General features: G+C 58.3%; 16 protein-coding genes. 12 read left to right on the top strand and 4 right to left on the bottom strand.

The window, feature by feature from the left end; all coding sequences use genetic code 11:
• Nucleotides 1-513: 513 nt before the first annotated feature.
• On the top strand, nucleotides 514-774 hold the full coding sequence (locus QO005_RS00295; protein WP_307155982.1) for a bifunctional DNA primase/polymerase: 261 nt from the start codon (nucleotides 514-516) through the stop codon (nucleotides 772-774).
• 88 nt (nucleotides 775-862) lie between these two features.
• Here QO005_RS00295 and QO005_RS00290 read toward each other — a convergent pair whose 3' ends face one another.
• Nucleotides 863-2,077 carry an NADP-dependent isocitrate dehydrogenase gene (locus QO005_RS00290; protein ID WP_307155981.1) on the bottom strand — a complete coding sequence of 405 codons (1,215 nt, stop codon included), beginning with the start codon at nucleotides 2,075-2,077 and terminating at the stop codon, nucleotides 863-865.
• 252 nt (nucleotides 2,078-2,329) lie between these two features.
• On the opposite strand from QO005_RS00290, the gene QO005_RS00285 reads away from it, so the two are divergent.
• The 7 genes from QO005_RS00285 to QO005_RS00255 all read left to right on the top strand — a co-directional run bounded on the left by QO005_RS00285 (nucleotide 2,330) and on the right by QO005_RS00255 (nucleotide 8,249).
• Nucleotides 2,330-3,154, top strand: a complete 825-nt coding sequence (locus QO005_RS00285) for an RNA methyltransferase (protein ID WP_307155980.1) — start codon at nucleotides 2,330-2,332, stop codon at nucleotides 3,152-3,154.
• Nucleotides 3,141-3,995: a glutamate racemase gene (murI, locus tag QO005_RS00280; RefSeq protein WP_307155979.1), complete on the top strand. Its 855-nt coding sequence runs from the start codon at nucleotides 3,141-3,143 to the stop codon at nucleotides 3,993-3,995. Before QO005_RS00285 ends, murI begins: the two co-directional genes overlap by 14 nt.
• A 107-nt stretch (nucleotides 3,996-4,102) precedes the next feature.
• The gene (locus QO005_RS00275) at nucleotides 4,103-5,395 is read left to right on the top strand and encodes a hemolysin family protein (protein ID WP_307155978.1); all 1,293 of its coding nucleotides are present in this window, start codon (nucleotides 4,103-4,105) and stop codon (nucleotides 5,393-5,395) included.
• 21 nt (nucleotides 5,396-5,416) lie between these two features.
• A complete protein-coding gene (locus QO005_RS00270; protein ID WP_307155977.1) occupies nucleotides 5,417-5,644 on the top strand; it encodes a hypothetical protein in 228 nt (75 codons plus the stop codon).
• Nucleotides 5,641-5,766: a hypothetical protein gene (locus QO005_RS00265; protein ID WP_307155976.1), complete on the top strand. Its 126-nt coding sequence runs from the start codon at nucleotides 5,641-5,643 to the stop codon at nucleotides 5,764-5,766. Before QO005_RS00270 ends, QO005_RS00265 begins: the two co-directional genes overlap by 4 nt.
• Before the next feature lie 125 nt (nucleotides 5,767-5,891).
• The gene (locus QO005_RS00260) at nucleotides 5,892-7,412 is read left to right on the top strand and encodes a helicase HerA domain-containing protein (protein WP_307155975.1); all 1,521 of its coding nucleotides are present in this window, start codon (nucleotides 5,892-5,894) and stop codon (nucleotides 7,410-7,412) included.
• Nucleotides 7,413-7,598: 186 nt separating this feature from the next.
• On the top strand, nucleotides 7,599-8,249 hold the full coding sequence (locus QO005_RS00255) for an HNH endonuclease (protein ID WP_307155974.1): 651 nt from the start codon (nucleotides 7,599-7,601) through the stop codon (nucleotides 8,247-8,249).
• A 1-nt stretch (nucleotide 8,250) separates the two neighbouring features.
• On the opposite strand, the gene pepT is transcribed toward QO005_RS00255, so the two are convergent.
• Nucleotides 8,251-9,492 (bottom strand): peptidase T, encoded by a 1,242-nt coding sequence (gene pepT / locus QO005_RS00250; protein WP_307155973.1) that lies wholly within the window; start codon nucleotides 9,490-9,492, stop codon nucleotides 8,251-8,253.
• 491 nt (nucleotides 9,493-9,983) lie between these two features.
• Here pepT and QO005_RS00245 point away from each other — a divergent pair, with 491 nt between their 5' ends.
• Both QO005_RS00245 and QO005_RS00240 read left to right on the top strand, forming a co-directional pair.
• Nucleotides 9,984-10,682 carry a carbonic anhydrase gene (locus QO005_RS00245; RefSeq protein ID WP_307155972.1) on the top strand — a complete coding sequence of 233 codons (699 nt, stop codon included), beginning with the start codon at nucleotides 9,984-9,986 and terminating at the stop codon, nucleotides 10,680-10,682.
• A 4-nt stretch (nucleotides 10,683-10,686) separates the two neighbouring features.
• A complete protein-coding gene (locus QO005_RS00240; RefSeq protein WP_307155971.1) occupies nucleotides 10,687-12,216 on the top strand; it encodes a SulP family inorganic anion transporter in 1,530 nt (509 codons plus the stop codon).
• Between the two features lie 171 nt (nucleotides 12,217-12,387).
• Here the strand turns inward: QO005_RS00240 and QO005_RS00235 are convergent, their stop codons facing one another.
• Both QO005_RS00235 and QO005_RS00230 read right to left on the bottom strand, forming a co-directional pair.
• Nucleotides 12,388-12,654 carry a DUF2188 domain-containing protein gene (locus QO005_RS00235; RefSeq protein ID WP_307155970.1) on the bottom strand — a complete coding sequence of 89 codons (267 nt, stop codon included), beginning with the start codon at nucleotides 12,652-12,654 and terminating at the stop codon, nucleotides 12,388-12,390.
• A gap of 118 nt (nucleotides 12,655-12,772) precedes the next feature.
• Nucleotides 12,773-14,020, bottom strand: a complete 1,248-nt coding sequence (locus QO005_RS00230; RefSeq protein ID WP_307155969.1) for a sugar MFS transporter — start codon at nucleotides 14,018-14,020, stop codon at nucleotides 12,773-12,775.
• Between the two features lie 418 nt (nucleotides 14,021-14,438).
• On the opposite strand from QO005_RS00230, the gene QO005_RS00225 reads away from it, so the two are divergent.
• Both QO005_RS00225 and QO005_RS00220 read left to right on the top strand, forming a co-directional pair.
• Nucleotides 14,439-15,128 (top strand): hypothetical protein, encoded by a 690-nt coding sequence (locus QO005_RS00225; RefSeq protein ID WP_307155968.1) that lies wholly within the window; start codon nucleotides 14,439-14,441, stop codon nucleotides 15,126-15,128.
• Nucleotides 15,129-15,415: 287 nt separating this feature from the next.
• Nucleotides 15,416-16,288, top strand: coding sequence for a VOC family protein (locus QO005_RS00220; RefSeq protein ID WP_307155967.1), 873 nt, complete (start codon nucleotides 15,416-15,418; stop codon nucleotides 16,286-16,288).
• Nucleotides 16,289-16,290 lie beyond the last annotated feature (2 nt).

Genomic DNA, 16,290 nt, shown 5'->3' with positions numbered 1-16,290 from the left:
CGGGCTGCAAACGGCAATTTCCTGCGCTTCCGGTGCTCATGTACTCAAGTACACTCCGCTCCGGTTCTCGAAAATCACCGTTTTCGCCTCCCCCAAAACTGAATCCCCACACACCCTAGATAGGATAGAAATAATTAGCTTTCAAACTATTTATGTATGCATATTTCGCACGGCTGGATGGTGCAACCGTCACGTCTACAGCGCCGTGCGTTTTATCAAACGCACAAAGGACGCTGTAACACTTTAAATCTGCTGCATAATTTTCATCTTAAATCGATTCCGATTTAAGGAATTATGCAGCAGGCCCGCTGGAACTTCACGAGAGCCGCAGGGTTGATAACGACAGGGGGACTTATACCAAGGCTCGAAGATGCTAACGCATCCTCGCCTTGAAAGGATTTCGAATATCTCAAATGCATCAGGGGCTTGAGATATTCGAAAAGGGAATACGAAGAGTCATGTTCAATGACTCTTCGTATTATCCGGCCTGTTGCATCATTTTAGGAGGAGCCAATGACGTCCCAGACGACAACCGATCACGATGAGATCCGCGCATGGGTGGAAGAGCGAGGAGGGCGTCCCTCCGTCATCCGCACGGAAGGAAAAGGCGGTGTCCTGCGCATCGACTTTGGAGAGAAGGAAGAGGCCTTCGAGGAAATAGGCTGGGAGGAGTTCTTCGAGATTTTCGAAGCCAGCAAACTCGCCTTTCTCTATCAGGACGAGACCCAGGATGGCGAAACGAGCCGATTCAACAAATTCGTAGACCGGCAATAAAATGTCAAAGGCCCGGGCAATGTCGCGGGACATCTCCGGGCCTTCGAGAAATCAGCAGATCACCGGGCGGCTAAACCGCCCGATATCCTCAAGCCGCCATGGCCTTCTGGAGGTTTTCGTCGATCTTGTCGAGGAAGGCAGTGGTGGAGAGCCACGGCTGGTCGGGACCGATCAGCAGCGCGAGGTCCTTGGTCATGTAACCGGCTTCGACGGTTTCCACGCACACTTTTTCCAGCGTCGATGCAAAGCGGGCAAGTTCCGCATTGTCGTCCAGCTTGGCGCGGTGGGCAAGGCCACGCGTCCAGGCGAAGATGGAGGCGATGGAGTTGGTCGAGGTTTCCTGACCCTTCTGGTGCTGGCGGTAGTGACGCGTCACCGTGCCGTGAGCGGCTTCGGCCTCGACGGTCTTGCCATCGGGGGTCAGCAGAACCGAGGTCATCAGGCCGAGCGAACCAAAGCCCTGGGCAACCGTATCGGATTGCACGTCGCCGTCGTAGTTTTTGCAGGCCCAGACATAGCCGCCGGACCACTTCAGCGCGGAAGCTACCATGTCGTCGATCAGGCGGTGCTCATAGGTGATGCCGATTTCATCGAACTTCGCCTTGAACTCAGCCTCGTAGACTTCCTGGAAAATGTCCTTGAAGCGGCCGTCATAGGCCTTGAGGATGGTGTTCTTGGTAGAGAGGTAAACCGGCCATTTGCGCATCAGGCCGTACATCATCGAGGCGCGGGCGAATTCGCGGATCGACTCATCCAGGTTGTACATGGCCATGGCCACGCCCGAACCCGGAGCGTTGAAGACTTCCTTTTCGATCACTTCGCCGTCTTCGCCGACAAACTTTATCGTCAGCTTGCCCTTGCCCGGGAATTTGAAATCGGTGGCGCGGTACTGGTCACCGAAAGCGTGACGGCCGACGACGATCGGCTGGGTCCAGCCGGGAACGAGGCGCGGAACGTTCTTGCAGATGATCGGCTCGCGGAAGATAACGCCGCCCAGGATGTTGCGGATCGTGCCGTTCGGGCTCTTCCACATCTGCTTCAGGTTGAATTCCTTGACGCGGGCTTCATCCGGCGTGATGGTCGCGCACTTGATGCCGACGCCGTGCTTCTTGATGGCGTTGGCGGCATCCACGGTCACCTGGTCGTCGGTGGCGTCGCGGTTTTCAACCGAGAGGTCGTAATATTCGATCTCAAGATCGAGGTAGGGCAGGATCAGCTTGTCCTTGATGTACTGCCAGATGATGCGCGTCATCTCATCGCCGTCGAGATCGACGACCGGGTTTGCAACCTTGATCTTTTGCATAAATCTTCCTCACGCTTGGGAGCGGCCAAATGCCGCCCGGCTGTCTGGTTTGACCGCGTTTGCCTATAGCATTCTCAGCGGTGAAGGCAAACAGGAAGAGGCCTGCTTGCGTGAAATCCTGAGGTGCAGGGAATGCATTTCTCAAGACGGCGTGTTTCCAGGTTTTAAGCCCTGAAAATTGGCAGGGCCTTTTGATTTTTGCCGCCGTTTGTGCCAGTGAAGCGCCGGTTTCAAGAAATGGGCACGAACGCAATGGCAGGGACGAATAGCGAGCGCCGGATGATTGCCGAGGGACCGGCGATCATTCTGGTGGAGCCGCAACTGGGTGAGAATATTGGCATGGTGGCGCGCGCCATGGCCAATTTCGGGCTGGCGGAATTGCGGCTGGTCAATCCCCGGGACGGCTGGCCCTCGGACAAGGCGCGCTCCGCCGCCGCCAAGGCCGATCACGTCATCGATGGCACGCAGGTGTTCGATACGCTGGAGGAGGCGATTGCCGACCTCAATTTCGTCTATGCCACGACCGCCAGACAGCGCGACGGATTCAAGCCTGTGCGCTCCCCCGTGACGGCGGCTGAAACGCTGCGCAGCCGCTTCCGCACCGGCGAGCGCACCGGCATCCTGTTCGGACGGGAAAAATCAGGCCTGACCAATGAGGATGTGGCGCTGGCGGATGAGATCGTCACCTTTCCCGTCAACCCCGCCTTCGCCTCGCTGAATATTGCCCAGGCCGTCCTGCTGATGTCCTATGAATGGATGAAATCCGGCATGGACGATGTGACGGCAACGCCCTTCCAGGAGGTGGAGCAGGCGCCTGCCACCAAGGATGAGCTGATCGGCTTTTTCGAGCATATTGAAGAGGCGCTGGATGCGCGGGGCTATTTCCATCCGATCAACAAAAAGCCGAAAATGATCGACAACCTGCGCGCCGTGCTGTCCCGCAGGGCCTTTACCTCGCCGGAATTGAGCGTGATGCGTGGGGTGATCTCCTCGCTGGATCGCTTCCAGCGCCGCAGGCCTCATCCAGAGGCCGCGCAAGCAGGTGAGGGGCGGGAACCGGGGCATGACGACGACTGACGAAAAGCCGGTGCTGGTGTTCGATTCGGGCATTGGCGGTTTGACGGTGCTGCGCGAGGCGCGGGTGCTGATGCCGGAGCGCCGGTTTGTCTATGTCGCGGATGATGCGGCCTTTCCCTATGGAGACTGGGCGGAAGAGCCGCTCAGGGCGCGGATCGTTTCGCTGTTCGGGGTGCTGTTGCAGCGCCACCAGCCGGAAGCGGTGATTATTGCCTGCAATACAGCCTTTACACTTGCCGGGGCCGCCTTGCGGGCGGCCTATCCCGATATGCGCTTTATAGGCACGGTTCCGGCGATCAAGCCGGCGGCGGAGCGGACGCGATCCGGCCTGATCACCGTGCTGGCGACACCGGGTACGGTCAAGCGCGCTTATACACAGGATCTGATTGCTTCCTTTGCCAGCCGCTGTGCCGTGCATCTCGTCGGATCCCAGGGCCTTGCCCGGCTGGCGGAAGCCTATATTCGCGGTGAGGCGGTGGATGAGGCGGCCGTGCTGGCGGAAGTATCGCCGTGCTTTCAGGAGCAGGACGGGGCCAAGACCGACATCGTGGTTCTGGCCTGCACGCATTATCCCTTTCTTGCCAATCTCTTCCGCAAGCTTGCCCCTTGGCCGGTGGACTGGCTGGACCCCGCCGAAGCCATTGCCCGGCAGGCACGACGGCTGGTGCCCTGGACGGAGGAGGCAACCCATCCCGATGCGCCGGATGTGGCGATCTTTACGTCGGGACGCAGCGATTTCTCCACGCGGCGGTTGATGCAGGGCTTCGGTCTGACGATGACGCCGGAGATTTTTGAGGGTCAAGGGATGGCCTCTGTCACCAAGGCCGATATCGCAGGTTGAATATTGCTTGCCGAAATCTTGGTTCCGGCATTTGGAATGTGGCCGGAACTTGTGCTACAGCTTGAAGCCCGCCGCCATTGTGCGGTTCCTATGAGACCTAAAAACGCTTGTTTGCTGAAATCCTTATTGTTGTGCTGCTCACCTTCCTGAACGGCGTGCTGGCAATGTCTGAGCTTGCTGTTGTTTCCGCCCGCGCGGCGCGTCTGAAAGTTCTGGCCGAACAAGGCCATCGCGGTGCGGCAGTGGCCATCAGGCTCGGCGAAAATCCCGGCCGTTTTCTGTCTACGGTGCAGATCGGTATTACGCTTGTCGGCGTGCTCTCCGGCGCGTTTTCCGGTGCGACGCTGGGTGCGCGCCTGACCCAATGGCTTGTAACGCAAGGATTTTCCGAACCGCTTGCCAATGCGCTTGGCGTGGGGTCCGTGGTCGTTCTCATTACCTATCTGTCGCTGATCATCGGAGAGCTGGTGCCGAAGCAGATCGCGCTGCGCAATCCTGAAATGATTGCCGCCCGCGTGGCTGGTTCCATGCTGGTGATGTCGAAAATTGCCGCTCCCCTGGTCTGGTTGCTCGACAGTTCCGGTCGGGCCATGCTGGCGCTTCTCGGGCAAAAGGGTGCGGCATCCGGCACCGTCACGGATGAGGAAATCAAGACGGTTCTCGCCGAAGCGCAAAGCGCCGGTGTGATCGAATCCGAAGAATCGCAGATGATCTCCGGCGTCATGCGCCTGGCCGACCGCACCGCGCGCGGCCTGATGACCCCGCGCCGCGACGTTGAAACGATCAATACCGAAGACACGATCGAGGAAATCCGCGAAAAGCTTTCCGGCTCGCAGCATTCGCGCCTGCCGGTGCGCAACGGCAATTCCGACGAGATTGTCGGCGTGTTGCTGGTCAAGAATTTCTATGATGCTTTGGCCAAGGGCGCGGAAGTCGATATTCTGGCGTTGACCCATGAAGTGCCGATCGTCTCGGATCTGGCAGGCGCCATCGATATCATCCAGTCCATCCGCAAAACCACCATGCATATGGTGCTGGTCTATGACGAATACGGGCACTTTGAAGGGATCATCACCTCCGGCGATATTCTGGAAGCCATTACCGGCGCCTTTCAGGAGGATGGCGAGGATGAGCCGGCGCTGGTCATGCGTGAGGACGGCTCCTATCTGGTGGCGGGCTGGACGCCCATCGATGAATTCGTGGATCATATCCGCGTTCCGGTGGAAGACGATCCGGATTTCACCACCGTGGCCGGGTTCGTGCTCGACGAACTGAAACGCATTCCGGCGCTTGGCGAAAGCTTTGTAAAGAATGGCTGGAAATTCGAAGTGGTAGATCTCGACGGGCGGCGCATCGACAAGATTCTCGTATCCCCCGTACCGGTGGAAGAGCCGGATTGACGGACAGAGCAGGCCGCAGCGATGACGCTTATTCATAACGAGCGGACGAAATTCGTGGCCAATGCCTTTGATCGGGCTTCCACATCCTGTTTGACGGTTGGCGTGTTTGCGCCCATCGCCGCAGCGCTTTACACGCCGAGCAATGCCGTCTCGCACGTCCTTCCTTTTATTATTTCGGCGATCTGTTGGCTTTTTGCCGCCGCCGTATTACATTTATCAGGAAGACGTATTCTGCGGAGACTCCAATGAACGAATTGCAGATATTCGCGTTCGTGGTGCTGCCGCTGTCGATCGCAGCGGGTGGATGGGCTTATGCCTGGTTCTGGGAGCGACGCGACCGGGCCCGCCGCCGCATGCATCCGGGTGAATGATCCGGTTTCCCGGCAGTTTATTGCCTGTGGGTTTCGTGAAAAGCAGCCACTCTTTATGATGAAGATATGCTAAACACTGACGTCATTCATGGACAGTGACGGTTGGCGTTTGAAAGGGTGTTGGCGTGCAGGTCGGGATCGATATGGGAACCGTGGCGGGCGGTCAGCCTGCCAAGCTCGATATCGAAGAGCTTCTGGCAACCCGCCTTCTGGTGCAAGGCAATTCCGGTTCGGGAAAATCGCATCTGTTGCGGCGGCTGCTGGAGCAATCCGCGCCTTGGGTACAGCAGGTCATCATCGATCCTGAAGGCGATTTCGTTACGCTTTCCGATAAATACGGCCATATCGTCGTGGATGGCGATCGTACCGATGCGGAACTGATCGGCATTGCCACCCGTATTCGCCAGCATCGTGTTTCCTGCGTGCTGACGCTGGAGGGGCTGGATATCGAGCAGCAGATGCGCGCTGCCGGAACCTTTCTGAACGGACTTTTCGATGCTGAGCGTGAGTACTGGTATCCGGTCCTCGTTGTCGTGGATGAGGCGCAGATGTTTGCGCCATCGGTCGGTGGTGACGTTTCGGAAGATGCCCGCAAGCTCTCGCTGGGCGCCATGACCAACCTGATGTGCCGTGGCCGTAAGCGCGGTCTGGCCGGTGTTATTGCCACTCAACGTCTGGCCAAGCTTGCCAAGAACGTGGCCGCCGAGGCCTCGAACTTCCTGATGGGCCGCACCTTCCTGGACATCGACATGGCGCGCGCGGCCGATCTGCTCGGCATGGATCGCCGTCAGGCGGAAATGTTTCGCGATCTTAAGCGGGGCAACTTTGTGGCTCTCGGTCCCGCCATGTCGCGGCGTCCGCTGCCCATCGTCATCGGCCCGGTGGAAACCTCGGCCCGTTCGTCGAGCCCGAAACTGATGCCGCTGCCGGAAGCGCCGCAGGATGTGGAAGACCTGATCTTCACGCCCGATCCGGAAGAGTTCAACCGGCCCGTTGTCCGCCGCGCACCACCGGCACCGCGGCCCACAACAGATATTCTGGCGGAGCTTTCCAAGGCTACCCCTGCCGCCAGCGGTGAGGACATATCCGCCCCTCGCGCCCCGGCGCAGCCCGAATTGTCACCGGAAGAGCGGGAAGGGCGGCTTGCCGCCGTGCTTGCCGAAATTCTGGAAGATCCGCAGGCAGCCTATCGTACAGATTCCGTGCTCTATCAAGAGTTTCTGGTGCGCGCTCGCATGCGCCGCGTGACCGGCCCTCCCATGCCGATGGGCGAATTCCGCCGCCGGGTGGCCGTTGCGCGGGCCGGTGTGGACGAAGAGACAGCAGCATCGGAAAGCTGGCAAACTGCGCTGTCCTTGTCGCAGCGCGTGTCGGATGACCTGCAAGGCGTCTTCCTGCTGATGGCCAAGGCCGCCATTCGCAATGAGCCATGCCCTTCGGATCTGCGTATCGCCAAAGCCTATGGCACCCATTCCGCCCGCCGCGCGCGGCGACTGCTCGGCTACTTCGAGGAACAGGGCCTTGTCGTGGTCCACACGGATTTTTCCGGCAAACGCATTGTCGCCTTTCCCGATCTGGAAGCAGAAACCCTCCCGGGCGATCCAAACGCCACCGACGACATGGATATGAAAACGGCGGCGGAGTAAATATTTATAAAGGTATGCCCTGAACGCACGAGGGCTTTTGAGATTGTAGCAAGTCCACTGAATACGTTTGTACCGGACGTTGAGGTTAAGATTCGGCTGTGCTCATGTGTAGATGCAACCTGAGCGTTTTCCGTTTATTAAAGGAAATAGGTTTTCATCAGCTCACTTCAAATTTTGGAGGTGTTGATGAAGCTTAGCGTTCCGCCAGCTATAATTCAGATTCTTTCAGAGAATCCGAATAGAATTTTCAGTACTTATGAAATCGCCGATTGCCTTCGATCTAATTTCCCGGACCGCTGGGATATTATCAAGGAAAAAATTGCTGATAAGCCCGCATATACAGCTTACGCAGCAGTTGGAAATTTGCTTTCTGGTATGCAGAGGCGGGGGCAAATTATCTCGCATAAATATCAAGCTGCGCCTAAATTCTCAAAAACAAAAAGTTTGCAGACTTGGAGTCTAATAGGCGCGGATGGTTCGCAAAAAAGTCAGCCATCTGACAATTGTTTTGTTAAAGAAGCTTACGAGGAAGGATCTCCTTTTGTATGTGAGATCACTCGGTATGAACGAAATCGAAGAGCTCGCGATGCTTGTCTGAAATACTACGGATATAAGTGCGTCGTATGCGATGTGCTCCTTGAAGAGGTCTACGGCGCGCGGGGCAAGAACGTAATTCAGGTTCATCACATCAAGCCTATGTCCCAAATTCGTAGGGGGTATAAAGTCAACCCCATTAAAGATCTACGACCTGTATGTCCCAATTGTCATACGATCATTCATAACGGAGATGAAGTTCTATCGATTGATGAAGCCAGGTCCCTATTTCACGGCAAATAAGCTATTCTTTAACGGCCCGGTCCGCCCAGACCTTTACCAGTTCCACAATCGTGCGGCTGGACGTTTCCATGTCCTGCACGCTCACCCATTCCAAAGGGGAGTGATAGGCGTGGCCGCCGGTGTAGATATTGGGGCAGGGCAGGCCCATGAAGGAAAGGCGTGAGCCGTCCGTGCCGCCGCGAATGCTGGTGAGTTTCGGCTCGAGGCCGACGCGGCGTACGGCTTCGGCCAGATTGTCCATCACCTCGGGATGCTGATCGAGCACCATCTTCATGTTGCGATACTGCTCGCGAACCTTGAAGCTGTAGGAGGAGCCGGGATAGGCCTTCATCACCTCGCGGGTGATGTCTTCCAGCAGCTTTTCCTTGGCATGCAGGCCCTCCACTTCGAAGTCGCGGATGATGAAGCTGATCGTTGCGCCCTCCAGCGCGCCGTCGATTCCGGTGGGATGGATGAAGCCCTGCCGTCCCTCTGTGGTTTCCGGCGCCTGATCCTTTGGCAGGCGTGCAATGATGTCGCTGGCGATGCGGATGGCATTTTCCATGCGCCCTTTCGCCGTGCCGGGATGGATGGCGACGCCGGTGATGGCGATATCGACGCCGTCGGCTGAAAAGGTCTCGTTCTCGATTTCGCCGACCGTGCTGCCATCCATCGTATAGCCGAACGCCGCGCCGAGTTTCTTGAGGTCGACCTTGTCGGCGCCCCGGCCGATTTCCTCATCCGTGGTAAAGAGGATTTTGACCGTGCCATGCGGTATTTCGGGATGCGCCATCAGGAAGGCCGCCGCCGTCATGATTTCGGCCACGCCTGCCTTGTCATCTGCGCCAAGCAGCGTGGTGCCGTCGGTGGTGACGATATCGTGGCCGATCTGGTTCTTCAGTTCGGGATTGTCGCTGACGCGGATGACCCGGCTGGTATCGCCCGGCAACACGATGTCGCTGCCCTGATAATTGCGAACCACCTGCGGCTTGACATTGGTGCCGGTAAAATCCGGTGCGGTGTCCATATGGGCGCAGAAGCAGATGACCGGAACGGGCTTGTCCACCGTGGCGGGGATGGTGGCATAGATATTTCCATGTTCATCCATATGCGCATCGGCAAGGCCAAGGGCCTGGAGTTCCGAGACGAGAACGCGGCCCAGATTTTTCTGCTTTTCCGTCGAGGGCTGGCTTTGTGATTCGGGATCGGACTGGGTGTCGATCACCACGTAGCGAAGAAAGCGGTCCAGAATCGTATCGGGCATAGGCATGGTCCATAAAACGGGGGCTTTTATTATCAGGCTTTTACAAGAGATACGCACACTCCACCCATTCCACCCGTTCATCAAGTCATAAACGCGCAACCGGGCACAAAAAATCCTCTCATTTCTCTCTCGTGTTCTGCGTGTATTTTTCTGCTGCCGCGCAGCAATGGCGGGTCAGATTTTTAATGTGTGGAAACCGCACATTTTTGGGGGTATTTGATTATTGAGCGGACAGAAAAATACTTGACTTAAGTCATTTAATTGACTCAAGCCATTATAAATAATGCAATTTAAAATCCATCACCGTATGCGGTTCCGGGAATTTCAAGATCACATCGAATAAACAATATGTGATGAAAAACGGAAGTGCATCGCACAAAAAGCCATATTTCCGACCACTCCGCGCGACATCTTTTGGTTGTACATGTGGGTGACAATCGAAGCCGGCCAAAAGCCTTCGGGCGCACCGGCGTAGAAAAGGGAATTTTGTGATGAGCGACTTTGTGAAAAGACTTTCCAGTTTCCGGGAAGAGGTTTTCCCAACTCATTCGGGTCTCTACCGCAAGCTGGCGCGAGAAGGCCAGCAGCCACAGGCGCTGATGATTTCCTGCGCCGATAGCCGGGTCATGCCGGAGGTCATCACCCAGTCCGGTCCGGGTGAACTGTTTGTCTGCCGCAATGCCGGCAACATCGTTCCTCCCTTTTCCACCATGAATGGCGGCGTTTCCTCGGCCATCGAATATGCCGTGGTGGCGCTGGGTGTGCGGGATATCATCGTGTGCGGTCATTCCGATTGCGGCGCCATGAAGGGTCTGTGCAACCATGATCTTCTGGCGCCCATGCCGAATGTCGCGGCCTGGCTGCGCCATTCTCAGGCGGCCTATTCCATCGTCTGCCAGGCCTATCCCGAAAGCCTGCCGGAAAGAGACCGCGTGCGGGCCGTGGCCATGGAGAATGTGGTGATCCAGCTTGACCATCTGCGCACCCATCCTTCCGTCGCGGCCAAGCTTGCCACCAATGATATCACGCTGCATGGCTGGTTCTTCGACATCGAAACCGGTGAGGTGCAGGTCTATGATGGTGTGGAGCGGCGCTTCCAGGTGGTTGCGGGCGAGAAGCCGATGCCGGTTGCCGTAACGGGCCGGGCTACGCCGCATATCATGGACGATCCGCTGATGGCGGCGGAGTAGCATCATGACGGCAAAAGCTAACTCCGCCCTGACGCGGGATATCGCGTCCTCCATCGTTGTCTTCCTCGTGGCCATTCCTCTTTGCCTCGGCATTGCCATCGCCTCCGGCGTGCCGGTGGCCATGGGGCTGGTGTCCGGCATTATCGGCGGCATCGTTGTCGGCGTCATTGCAGGGTCGCCGCTTCAGGTCTCGGGGCCTGCGGCAGGTCTTGCTGTCATCGTTTTCGGTTTTGTCGAGGAATATGGACTGGCCCTGTTGGGGCCGGTGCTGATCGTTGCCGGCTTTTTGCAGATGCTGGCCGGTTATCTGAAGCTTGGCTCCTGGTTTCGCGCCATTTCACCAGCGGTCGTTCACGGCATGCTCGCAGGCATCGGCATTCTGATCGTGCTGGGGCAGGTGCATGTGCTGATGGATGCCAAGCCCGCCGCTGGCGGCGTTGAAAACGTCGCGGCCATGGATGAAACCCTGGGCAAGGTGCTGGGCGGCGGTATGAGCAATCATAGCATCGCCCTGATTGTCGGCCTCATCTCCCTTGTCGCCATGGTGGGCTGGGAAAAGCTGCGGCCCGCGCGGCTGAGGCTGGTGCCCGGGGCGCTGATTGGCGTTGCGGCAGGGACGGTCATCACCGTCGCTCTCGATCTGCCGATTGCAAGGGTCGTGGTGCCTGCAACGCTCCTGGAAGGCATCACTCTGCCAACGGCGGAAAGCTTTGCCGGTCTGCTGCAGCCGGGCGCAATCGCCACGGTTCTGGTGATTGCGGTGATTGCCAGTGCCGAAACCTTGCTGTCCGCCGCGGCGGTGGACCGCATGCATGACGGCGAGCGCACCCGCTTCAACAAGGAACTGGTGGCGCAGGGTGTGGGCAACAGTCTTTGCGGTCTGCTCGGTGCACTGCCCATCACCGGGGTCATCGTGCGGTCATCGGCCAATATCCAGGCCGGGGCCGCGACGCGGCGATCCACCATTTTGCACGGTATCTGGATCCTGTCTCTGGTGGCGCTTCTTCCGCAGCTTCTCGGCATCGTGCCACTAACCGCACTGGCGGCGGTGCTGCTGGTGACGGGCTGGCGGCTGGTGAGCCTGCAGCATGTTCGGCATCTCTTCGCCCATCACGGCTGGGTGCCGGTGGGTGTCTGGGCGGCCACGGTCAGCCTGGTCGTGGTGCAGGATCTGCTGGTGGGGGTGGCTGTCGGGCTTTTCCTGTCGTTGGCGGAAATCGTGCCCTTCCTGCGGCGCAAGCTGCATATTCACCAGCAGGAGGATGATGAGGCCATTTTGCTGAAGCTGAAAGGCGTGGGCACCTGCCGGGATGTTCCGGCCTTGCTCAACACGCTGGAAAGCTTGCCGGATGGCAAGAAGGTCTGCATCACCTCCGCCGGATTGCGCTATGTGGACCATACCTGCGCTGAAACCATTACCGAATGGGTGAAGCGTGAAAGACGGGCAGGGCGGCCTCTGGAGGTTCAGGCCCCGCCAAGTCCCGCGCCGAAGGTGGCACCCTTGGTAGAACGGCTGTCGGCAGAGGCGGCGTGACCAACACGATATCGAGAAGGGCGGCTTTCGGGCCGCCCTTTGCTTTTAGAGCGTTTCATTGTTTCACGGAAACATTGAAACGCTCTAAATGTTTGTTTCTACGCATTTCCGGACGGAAAACCGGTTTCCACTTTCCCTGGAAATGCTCTAAGCACTTGGATGAAATATCGCTCAAACCTGCTTTTGCGCTGCCTCGGCCACGTCATCCACCACTTCCGTTTCCGGTCGGTCGCCGCCATCGGCATGCTCCGTCTGCCAGCGTCCGTCGGCAAGCTGATAGCTGATTTCGGCGTCCTGACCCTCCAGGTGCTGACGTTCGGCAGCGGAGCGCGCAGCCCTCAGGGCGCTGTCGTGATCGGGAAAGGTTTCCGACCACACGTCCCGCAGCCGATAGGCATAGCCGCCGTCATGTTCACCGACATGATAGGTAATCTGCATTGAGCGATCCTCCTTGTTGTTCATCCCGTCAACAGGATCGGCAACGGCTTTGTTCCCGCAGGTCTATGCAAAAGAAAACGCCCGGCACCGTGGATCGTGCCGGGCGTCGGAACTACGGTCAAGCGCGCGGGCGCGAGCCCACCAGCCCGTAAAAGGCGATGTAGACATAGCAGAGGATCGGCATCAGGAAGGCCATGTGAATGCCGATGGAATCGGCCAGTCCACCCTGAATGACCGGCAGTATGGCCCCACCGACGATGGCAAGGCACAGAATGCCCGATCCCTGGCTGGTATGATGGCCAAGCCCCTTCAGCGCCAGGCTGAAAATGGTGGGGAACATGATGGAGTTGAAGAAGCCGACGGCCAGCACCGTCCACATGGCCACGTGGCCGGTGGTGAGCACGGTGATGAGCAGCAGGGCTCCGGCGCAGACGGCATTGATCGCCAATGCCTTGCCATCGCCGATATAGCGCATCGCAACCGAACCGATGAAACGCCCGACCATTGCGCCACCCCAGAAATAGGAGACGTAATGGGCGGCTTCCTGCTCCGAAAACCCGGCAATCGACGGTTCCGCGAGAAAGTTCACGAGGAAGCTTCCGACGCTGACTTCACCGCCAACATAGACGAAGATACCAATGGCCCCCAGCACCAGATGGCGGTACTGCCAGGCCGAGCCGCCGGTTTCACCCGCATGGGCCGGATCTTCCTCGCCTTCGACGGCGGGCAGTTTCAGCGCTGCAAAGATGGCGGCCAGAACCAGAAAGGTGGCTGCCAGCAGCAGATAGGGAAACTTCACGGCATCAGCCTCGGCTTCCACCGCCTTGGTGGCGGAAGAAAGAATGAGGATGGCGCCAAACAGCGGCGCAACCGTCGTGCCGAGAGAGTTGAAGGCCTGCGTCAGCGTCAGGCGGCTGGACGAGGTTTCCGGGGGCCCGAGCACGGTGACATAGGGGTTCGCCGCGACCTGCAGAATGGTGATGCCAGCGGCCAGCACGAAAAGCGCGCCGAGAAACAGCGCATAGATGCGCAGGCTGGCGGCTGGAATGAAGAGCGCGCAGCCAATGGCCGCAACCAGCAATCCGGTGACGATGCCCCATTTGTAGCTGATGCGCTTTACCAGCGCGCCAGCCGGGAGCGATACGATGAAATAGGCGCCGAAGAAGCAGAACTGGATCAACATGGTCTGCGTGTAGTTCAGCTGGAAAACATTCTTCAAATGCGGGATGAGAATGTCGTTGAGGCACGTAATGAAGCCCCAGAGGAAAAAGAGCGAGGTGAGCGCCACCAGCGGACCGGTATAGGACCGGCCGGACGTGGCTGCGGTGCCGGAGGAGGGCGCGGCACCCGTTTGAATTCCTGCCATGTGTTCGGTTCTTTTCTTGTGCGGCCCCGTGGGAGGAAGGGCCGCAGGTTGACGACATCGGCTGCAACGTTGGTTCAGCCAAAACGTTTCATGCGGCGGGCGACACGGTGGGAGGACCTGTCGCCGGCTGCGAGACGGGGACATACGCTTTATGAAAGGTTGCCACATCTGGAAGGTGACTTAGCGCGCGGGCATGATCTTCTCAAGAAGCGGAGCCGTTAAAGCTGTTTGCTTTTGCAGCTATTGTTTTTCGAGTTTTGCGCCGGAGGAAATAAATCCATCGAATGCTGGGAGGCGTGCCACTGAACCGTCATGAAGCCGTGCGCAATTTCATGTCTGTTCGATTCCTCCGCATGATCTAAACGAAATCGGCCTTGGCGCACTGTTCGATCATGCCTTCCTCATTTAAGGAGTTTTCATGCGTTCAGCCTTTCTGTCCCTGCCTTTTCTCGTGGCTTCAATGAGCTTTCCCTCTGCCGGACACAGCCAAGATCGTGCCGTGTGGCAGGATACGCCGGTCACGCGGCTTCAGGCGGAGGCGCTGTTGCAGGATCTCAATGCCCGGCTTTTGAGCCATGACAGCGCCACGCTGACGCTGGATCATTGGTGCGCCCGGCACGAACTTGCTCCCGGTCAGAAAATCGTGGCCGAGCGTGTGAAGGATATGGACAAGCCTGCCGGTGAGGAGGTGCGCGCCGCTCTCAAAGTTTCAATGGATGAGCCCGTCGGCTATCGCCGTGTGCGCCTCAAATGCGGTGACCATGTGCTGTCCGTGGCGGATAACTGGTACGTGCCCTCGCGCTTGACGCCGGAGATGAACAAGGTGCTCGATAGCACGGACACCGCTTTTGGCCGGGTGGTTCAGCCGCTGCATTTCCAGCGGCATACGATCAGCGCCGAGCTTCTTTGGCGGCCTCTGCCGGAAGCCTGGGAAATGGGTGCACCCATAGAATCCGAGAGCGGCCCGCTCCATATACCGGATGAGGTGTTGCAGCACCATGCGCTGCTGTCCGTGCCGGATGGCACGCCCATCAGCATGGTGGTGGAAACCTACACCAAGGAGGTTCTGGCTTTTCCTCCGCCCAAGCTGGTGGAGAAAAAGCCCTGAGGAATACCAAGCGTCATTGAAAATGACGCTTGGTATTCCCTTTCGAATATCTCAAGCCTTTGATGCATTTGAGATATTCGAAACTCTTTCAAGGCGGGGAGGCTGACGCATCTTCGAACCTTGATATACTTCCGCAATTCCTCGGGAATTGCGGTGAGACAAGCAGTTGGAGCGTTTTCAGGAGAAGTGGAAACCGGTTTTCCGCCCGGAAATGCGTAAAAACAAAGAGTTAGAGCGCCGATCTGATTCAATCAGATCGAAAAGCGCCGTAGAGGAGGCGTCTGATCATGGTTGAAGGCAAACACTATCCGGTGGATCATCTGGTGCTGCCGGTGCGCTCCCTGTCGGTGGGCAGAAGCCGCCTCAGCCAGCTTGGCTTTACTGTGGCTGCCGATGCGCAGCACCCCTTCGGGACAGCCAATGCCTGCGTTTTCTTCTCCGACAAGACCTATCTGGAGCCATTGGCCATTGGCGATGCCGCCATGGCCGCGGCGGCGGTGCAGGACGGCAATGTTTTCGTTGCTCGCGATCAGGCCTTCCTGACAGCAAAGGGCGAAGGGCTTTCGGCCATCGTGGCGCTGACGGATGATGCGGAGGCCGATCATCAGGCCTTCCAGGCCGCCGATCTTTCCGGTGGGCGGGTGCTGAATTTCGGCAGGGTGATGCGCCTTGCCGATGGCCGGGAGGTGGAGGCGAGCTTTCGGCTGGCTTTCTCCACCCATTCGCAGGCGGAGGAACTGCTGCTTTTCACCTGCCAGAGGATCAATCCGCTGCCCGCTGACCGGGGCAGCCTTGAGGCGCATGCCAATGCGGTCACCGGCATCAAGCGCATCGAACTTCAGGCTGCCGATCCGCAAGCCTATGTCGAGTGGTTCCGGCTGGTATTCGGTGCCACGGCACATGCTACGGCGGATGGGGCCACGGCGGATGAGCCCATGGCGGATGGGGTGGTGTTTGAAACGGCAAACCTGCCGATCCACCTTGCGCCGAGAGGCCGCGCCGGGCCGGAAGCGACGGCGCTCGTTCTTGCGGTCTCCGATCTTGAGGTGACAGCGGAAGTGCTGGCTGCTAATGGCGTGCGCTATGAGCGAGAGCCGCATGGGCTTTCCGTATCGCCGCAGCCCGGTCAGGGTCTGCGCTTTGTATTCGAGGAGAAGTGAAG

The organism is Allorhizobium paknamense (assembly GCF_030815125.1).
Classification (GTDB): Bacteria; Pseudomonadota; Alphaproteobacteria; order Rhizobiales; family Rhizobiaceae; genus Allorhizobium; species Allorhizobium paknamense.
Note: the sequence above shows the minus strand (reverse complement) of the source record. Positions and strands in the feature narration are given on the sequence as shown.